6 protein-coding genes are annotated in these 6,177 nt (G+C 71.4%); all 6 read right to left on the bottom strand.

Annotated features, from left to right (window positions below):
• Positions 1 to 49 precede the first annotated feature (49 nt).
• A complete protein-coding gene (locus tag VB739_RS09750; protein WP_323356884.1) occupies positions 50 to 2,254 on the bottom strand; it encodes an AAA family ATPase in 2,205 nt (734 codons plus the stop codon).
• 5 nt (positions 2,255 to 2,259) lie between these two features.
• Positions 2,260 to 2,658: a type II toxin-antitoxin system VapC family toxin gene (locus tag VB739_RS09755; RefSeq protein ID WP_323356885.1), complete on the bottom strand. Its 399-nt coding sequence runs from the start codon at positions 2,656 to 2,658 to the stop codon at positions 2,260 to 2,262.
• Positions 2,655 to 2,945: a type II toxin-antitoxin system prevent-host-death family antitoxin gene (locus VB739_RS09760; RefSeq protein ID WP_323356886.1), complete on the bottom strand. Its 291-nt coding sequence runs from the start codon at positions 2,943 to 2,945 to the stop codon at positions 2,655 to 2,657. The genes VB739_RS09755 and VB739_RS09760 overlap by 4 nt, the downstream gene beginning before the upstream one ends.
• 82 nt (positions 2,946 to 3,027) lie before the next feature.
• Positions 3,028 to 3,615: a peroxiredoxin-like family protein gene (locus tag VB739_RS09765; RefSeq protein WP_323356889.1), complete on the bottom strand. Its 588-nt coding sequence runs from the start codon at positions 3,613 to 3,615 to the stop codon at positions 3,028 to 3,030.
• 86 nt (positions 3,616 to 3,701) lie between these two features.
• Positions 3,702 to 5,213, bottom strand: coding sequence for a cryptochrome/photolyase family protein (locus VB739_RS09770; RefSeq protein WP_323356887.1), 1,512 nt, complete (start codon positions 5,211 to 5,213; stop codon positions 3,702 to 3,704).
• The coding region (locus VB739_RS09775; protein ID WP_323356888.1) for an FAD-binding domain-containing protein at positions 5,210 to 6,177 on the bottom strand (968 nt) is incomplete at its 5' end. The genes VB739_RS09775 and VB739_RS09770, both read right to left, overlap by 4 nt.

The raw sequence follows: 6,177 nt of genomic DNA on the forward strand, positions 1-6,177 counted from the left end.
AGCCCCTGCTGGAGGGGCCGTAGCGGTAGCGGCCGGGCTCCGTAGACGATCAACCGCGCCGCAGACGGTTGGGGAAGAAGCGCACCGGAGGCTCCGTTTCCTCCGGAGGGCCTGCCGGGCTCGCCACTTCCACAGGGCCGTAGGCGTCAAGGATGGCGTGGGCCTTGGCCTGATGCTCCTCGCGCAGGGCCGCCGGCGCCTCGATGCGGACACCGCCGGCGAAGCCCAGCAGCCAGGTGCGCAGGTCCGCGTCCCGCCTGACCGTCCAGGGGGGCAGGTCGAGTTCCACCGGGTAGGGGTGGCTGTCCCCGGCCGGGTTGGGCTCCAGCCCGTGGGGCGCTTTGGGATGGCGCCACCAGCTGTCTCCAGGAAGGGGACGGGAGAAGCGGGTGTGCTCGATCGGGAAGCGCAGCACGCCCTCGCGGATGAAGGCGAAGGCCCAGCCCTGGCAGGAAAAGCGCAGGGTCACCAGGTGCCGGGTCCGGGTCTTGGCCGAGGCACCGGCGAGGGCCAGTTGCTCGCCGAGGTCGTCGCCGCAGTAGATGCCGCCGCTGAGGTGCAGCAGCCGGCCGGCCCGCTCCACGGCCTGCTGGTGGGCCTCGTCGCTGCGGCGATTGCGGCTCTCACTGCGGCGCAGGGCCAGCCGGTCGAGCCGCTCGGTGCGGATCAGGCCGTGGGGGTGGGCGACCGCATCCTCCTCATAGAGGAGATACCAGCCAATGGTGTGGAAGATCAGCTGCAGCGGCCAGACCCGCAGCTCCCCCACCGGGCTGTCGGGGAAGCTGGCCCCCGAGGAATAGCGCTCGAGCACCACGCGCCGGTGCTCGAGGATCGCCGTCTCGATCGCCTCCGCCTGCCGGTAGCCATGGCGATCGGCGGCGAGCGAATCCAGGCGCACCAGGGCGGCATCCACCACCGAGTGATTGGCGTAGGTCCGCACCGGCGGCGACGCCTCGGGGCTGATCCCGCCCCAGCGCAGCCGCTCGTCCAGCTCGATCAGCAGGTCCTGGGCCGAGGGGTCCCCGAGGCGGCCGGCCGCCAGCTTCACCACCCCGTGGATCTCGCGCAGGCGCGGGGCCGACAGCACCGCCGTGCCCAGGGCATAGCCGTGGCGCACGTTGTCGTTGCGCACCCGGAAGCCGTAGGGCGTCAGCAGTTTCTCCAGGTCCTTGCGCAGGCTGGCGGCCTCCCCCGGCAGGTAGGCGCCGGGGATCTCCTCCATCGCCTGGATCAGGTGGCCGGGCAGGTCGCTGCCGGCCTGGCGATCGAAGGGCTGCTGCAGCACATGGCGCAGCAGGGTGAACACCCGCACGAACACCGGGGCGTCCCCCAGGGGAGGCAGCCCCCCGTTCACTCCTCCCGCCGCGGCCGGCACCGGAGCCAGCTGGATCGGGGCCTCGACGGGCTGGGCGGCGGTGAACCCCTGCCGCTCCAGCCAGGCCAGGTCGACCCGCAGGGCCGCCGCATCGCCATAGCACTCCCCATGCAGCCGCCGCAGCAGGGCCGCCGCCCGATCGGCCAGATCGCCCTCGGGCAATGGCGACACGATCGCCTCCAGCTCGGCGACGGTGACGGGATCGTTGGCGGCCAGGTCCGGGAACCGGCTCAGCAGGCGCAGCAGATAGAGGAGGCGTTCGAGATCCAGCAGGCGGGAGTAGCCATGGCGCTGCACCTGCCGCTCCCGGTTGGTGGCGGAGCGGATGCGCTGGTCGAGCCGGGCCAACTCCTCGGCCAGCACAGGCTCCAGGGACGCGTGGTGGCTGGGCACCAGGGCCACCACGGCCGCGAAGCCCTCGGCGCGGCTGGGGCCGAAGTGCGGATCGGCCAGGGCCGCCGCCAGCTCCTTGATCACCGCTTCGGGCACCAGACGCTGGCGGCGCTGGTTCCACTCCAGGCAGGTGGCCAGGGGGGTGAACAGCCACCAGCCGACCCACTCCACCGGCGCCGGCAACGCCAGCGCCTGGGTGAGGGCCAGCCGCCAGGGGCGCCGGGCGTGGGTGGCATCGACGATCACCGGAATGCCGTCAGCCACGGCCGCCCGCAGGCGCTCATGCAACAGCTGCTCGATGACGCTCCAGGGCCCCTGCACCGCCGCATCGCCGAACACCTCGGCGCGGATCGCATCGGTGGAGAGCACCAGGGCCGGTGCCTCACCGGGCCCAGTGAGCAGGGGCGCCAGGGCCCGGGCCAGGGTGGTCTTGCCACTGGCCGGCGGGCCGATCAGGAGGTGGCAGCGCAATCCGGTCTCCGGCATGGATCTCACCAGAGGGTCCGGCAGGGAAAAGTGGAGAGCTGCGGATCAGCCGTCAGCAGCACCAGGCGCTCCAGTTCGGCCTGGGCGGCCAGCATCCGATCAAAGGGGTCGCGGTGGGCCTGGCTGAAGCCTCCGGCTCTCACTCCATGGGCCAGGGAGATCGGCAGGGGATGGAAGCCATCGGCCTGGAGCAGACCGGGGAGATCGGCGATGGCCGTGGCCAGCTCGGGCAGCTTGCCCTGATGATGCTTGAGGCTGAGCTCCCACACCGAAGCGGCACTCACCAGGATCTGGCTGGTGGGGTCGATCAGAAGCGCCTCGACGGCGCTGGAGAGCCGCTCCGGCTCAAACCACCACCAGAGCAGGGCATGGCTGTCGAGCAGATAGGCGGAGGGGATGGTCACGTCAACCCCGCGACCGGGATCAGCGGGCTCCCCTCCCAGGCGGCGAGCTCACCGGGCTCCATGGGCTCCAGCAAGGCGTTCGGCTGGGCGAGGGGGCCTTGGCGGCGCAGGCGGCCGGGGAGGCGCTGCGGAGCTGGCTGTTCCAGGGGCATCAGTCGTGCCCAGGGCTTGCCGGCCTTGGCGAGCACGATGGTTTCACCGGCGTGGGCCGCGTCGATGAGGCGCGAGAGCTGGGTTTTCGCCTGGTGCACGTTCACCAGACGGGGTGCCGGGGCGGGGCTTTCCATGCTAGAGAGGCCGGTGGGCCTGCTTAGGCTAGGCATGAACTAAGTCCATGCCGACCACCCGCCAACCTCCACGTCACCCACCTCAGCCCAGGAACGGATCCAGGAAGCTCAGCGGCCGGGCCATGGTGGCTGAGAAGCCGAGGACGCCGGGGTCGCGGTGGCTGTAGAGGAGGGTGTCGTCGGCGTCCAGCAAGAACGTGCCGCCCCGCTGGGTGAGGAAGTCGTCGCGGGGGACGTAGGTGCGCCAATGGCCCAGCACCTCGGCCATGTTGCGCAGCCGCACAGTGGCCAGCTCGAAGGGACCCAGCGGGGCGCTGCGATCACCGGTGTAGCCGCGCAGCACCTCGGCCAGGGTGCCGGGGGAGCCGAGGCCGGCGCACATCAGCAGCAGGTTCGGCCAGGGCCCACCCGCCTGCCGCAGCCCCTCGTAGAGCCCCAGGTCGCGGTGCAGATGGGGTTCGGCGTCCACCAGCAGCCGCTCGGGCGGAAACCCTGTGAAGGCACAGAACTGCTGCCGGCCGGCTTCATCGCCGATGCCGATCGCCAGCAGGGCGATGCCGGCGGCCTCCAGCTGCGGCAGCACCGGCACCAGCGCCTGGGCGTACTCAAGGCTGTCGAAGTCCCCCAGCTGGCTGAGCAGCAGCACCAGCCGCCGCCGGCCACGGCCCATGCCCTCCACCCCAGCCAGCCGCTCCAGCAGCACGGTGGGGGCGGGCGGCCGGGCGGTGGCAGAGGCGGTCACGGGCAGGGGGTGGCTCAGGGCCCAACCATGGTGGCCCGCGCCAGGAACCCCTCGGCCGCCACCTCCAGCCCCTCGCGCCGGCTGGGGTCCATCCGCTCCAGCAGCCGCACCATCATCGACAGGCGGGGATTGGCCTGGAAGAAGGCGCGGTGGCGGTCGATGAAGCGCCAGTAGAGACCGTCCCAGATCTCACACCAGGGGCCCTTTTTGTAGTCGCCCATCTTGAGGATGTAGTTGGAGCCGCCGATGTAGGGCTTGGTGGCGAACAGGCCGCCGTCACTCATCTGGCCCATGCCGTAGACGTTCGGGCCCATGACCCACTCGTAGGAATCCAGGTAGCGCTCCATGAACCAGCGGTGCACCTCGTGCGGGTGGATCTCGCAGAGCAGCATCAGGTTGCTGATCACCATCAATCGCTCGATGTGGTGGTTGTAGCCGAGCCGGTTCAGCCGTTCGATCGCCGCATCCAGGGGCGGCAGGCCGCTGCTGCCGTCGTTCCAGCAGGGGGCCAGGCGGCGGTGGTGGTTCCAGAAGTTGGCCGCCGCCTGGCGCTCGCCGTGCACCCGGTCGATGCCGCGCACGAACTCACGCCAGCCGATCACCTGGCGCAGGAAGCCCTCCAGCGAAGCGATCGGCACGGGCTGGCCACGCTCCTGCCGCGCCGCCGCGTGCGCCAGGGTGGCCGCGACCACCGCCGCGGGGGTCAGCAGGCCGATGTTGAGCAGGGGTGACAGCAGGGAGTGGTGCAGGGTGGCGTGCTGCTGGCTGAGGGCGTCTTCAAAGGGCCCGAAGCCGTCGAGCCGCTCCGCCAGGAAGCGCTCCAGCCAGGCCGCCGCCCCGGCCTGATCGAAGGGGATCCACAGGGGCCCCAGCTCGCCGGGGTGGTCTGGGAAATGGCGGGCGATCAGGGCCCGCACCACCGGCTCATGGGGGCTGGCCGTCACCGCCGGCAGGGTGGGCTCGATGTAGCCCTTGGGCAGCTTGCGGCGGTTGTCGGCATCGAAGCTCCAGCGGCCGCCCGTGGGGGAGCCATCGGGCTCCAGCAGCAGGCCGAGGCGACGCCGCTGGCGCTCGTAGAAGGTCTTCATGAACGGGCGGCGGCGCCCCTCGAACCAGCTCCGGCTCTCCGCCACGGATTCCAGAAACGCCGGCGACGGCAGCACGCTGAGCTGCACACCCTGGTCGGCGCAGAAGCGCTGCAGCCGGGCCTCAAAGTTGCGGTCGGCCACCTCGGCCACCTGGAGCTCTCGGCCTTCCAGCTCGGCCGCCAGCCGCTGCCAGAACGTCATCTCCTGGGAGGCAGGCAGCTCGAAATAGCCCACCTCCACCCGGCGGGCGAGCAGCGCATCGCGGAAGCTGCGCATGGCCACGAAGGTGTGCAGCAACCGCAGGCGGTGGTACCGCCAGGTGGAGGCCACGGCCAGGTCCTCGATCATCAGAACCCGCTGGCCGGGGGAGAGCTGCAGGGGGGAAGGGGTGAGCCAGTCCGGGTGGAGCTGGTCGCCGAGGATCAGGGTGAGGGTCATGGCAACGCTGGTGCAACCGGCTCCTGGGCCGATCGGCCCCAAAGGCGAAGGTGCTGCCGCTCGGGGTCGTAGAGGCCCACCTGGCGCTCCAGATCGAAGCGGCGGGGGGCGCCGCCAAAGCTGCGCGGGTCGGAGCCGACGCCGGCCAGGTAGGCCCAGTTGCCCGTGTTGACGGCCGGGTGGGCGTCGATCAGGGCCCACTCGAAGAAGCGGGCGCCCCAGGTCCAGGGCAGCCGCAATTCATTGATGAAGTGGGAGGCCACCCACTGACGGCCCCGGTTGGAGAGGTAGCCGGTGGCCAGCAGTTCGTTGAGCTGGGCATCGATCAGGGGATGGCCTGAGTCCCCGCGGCTCCAGCGGGCGAAGCGCTCTCGGGCCTCCTGCGGATCGGCGGGTGCGGCGGGGGGGCGGTGCTGGAGGCCGCCGGGGGCGTGGAAGGCGTCGCCGTGGCGCTGCTCCGACCAGAGGAAGAACTCGCGCCAGAGCAGCTCTTGTTTCATCCATTCGGAACCCTCGTCGGCGCCGTGGAGCTCCTGATAACGCAGCACCTCCTGCCAGATCCGCCGCACCGAGAGCGAGCCCACCCCCAGGAAGGGGGAGAACTTGGCGGAGAACGCCGTCCCCACCAGCCCGTTACGGGTGAGCTTGTAATCGCGCAGCCCGCTGGAGCCGAACAGGTAGTGCTCCAGCCGGGCCAGGGCCGTGGGTTCATCGCCGGGAAAGGGGAAGGCGCTGCGGGGATCGGGGCCAGCGGCGGCCGGCGGGGCAGGGGGCGGCGCCAGCCAGGCGCGGGGCAGTTCCTCCCAGGCGTCCCCCAGGCTGGCGAGATCCGGTGGGGGCAGCGGTGGATACGGTGGCGGGGCTGGGGGTGGCCGCCGTGAGCGTGGTGGCGGCGGCCGGGCTGGATCGGCCCGCCGCCGGACTGATCGGACTTCGATTGCTGTGGCTGCTGCTGGCCAGTGCC

Source organism: Cyanobium gracile UHCC 0281, from assembly GCF_034931305.1.
GTDB classification, from domain to species: domain Bacteria; phylum Cyanobacteriota; class Cyanobacteriia; order PCC-6307; family Cyanobiaceae; genus Cyanobium; species Cyanobium gracile_A.

What these genes read in the sequence shown, in the direction of transcription:
- VB739_RS09770 (WP_323356887.1), bottom strand. Translation starts at nt 5,213, where the DNA reads ATGACCCTCACCCTGATCCTCGGCGACCAGCTCCACCCGGACTGGCTC.
- VB739_RS09750 (WP_323356884.1), bottom strand. Translation starts at nt 2,254, where the DNA reads ATGCCGGAGACCGGATTGCGCTGCCACCTCCTGATCGGCCCGCCGGCC.
- VB739_RS09765 (WP_323356889.1), bottom strand. Translation starts at nt 3,615, where the DNA reads ATGGGCCGTGGCCGGCGGCGGCTGGTGCTGCTGCTCAGCCAGCTGGGG.
- VB739_RS09760 (WP_323356886.1), bottom strand. Translation starts at nt 2,945, where the DNA reads ATGGAAAGCCCCGCCCCGGCACCCCGTCTGGTGAACGTGCACCAGGCG.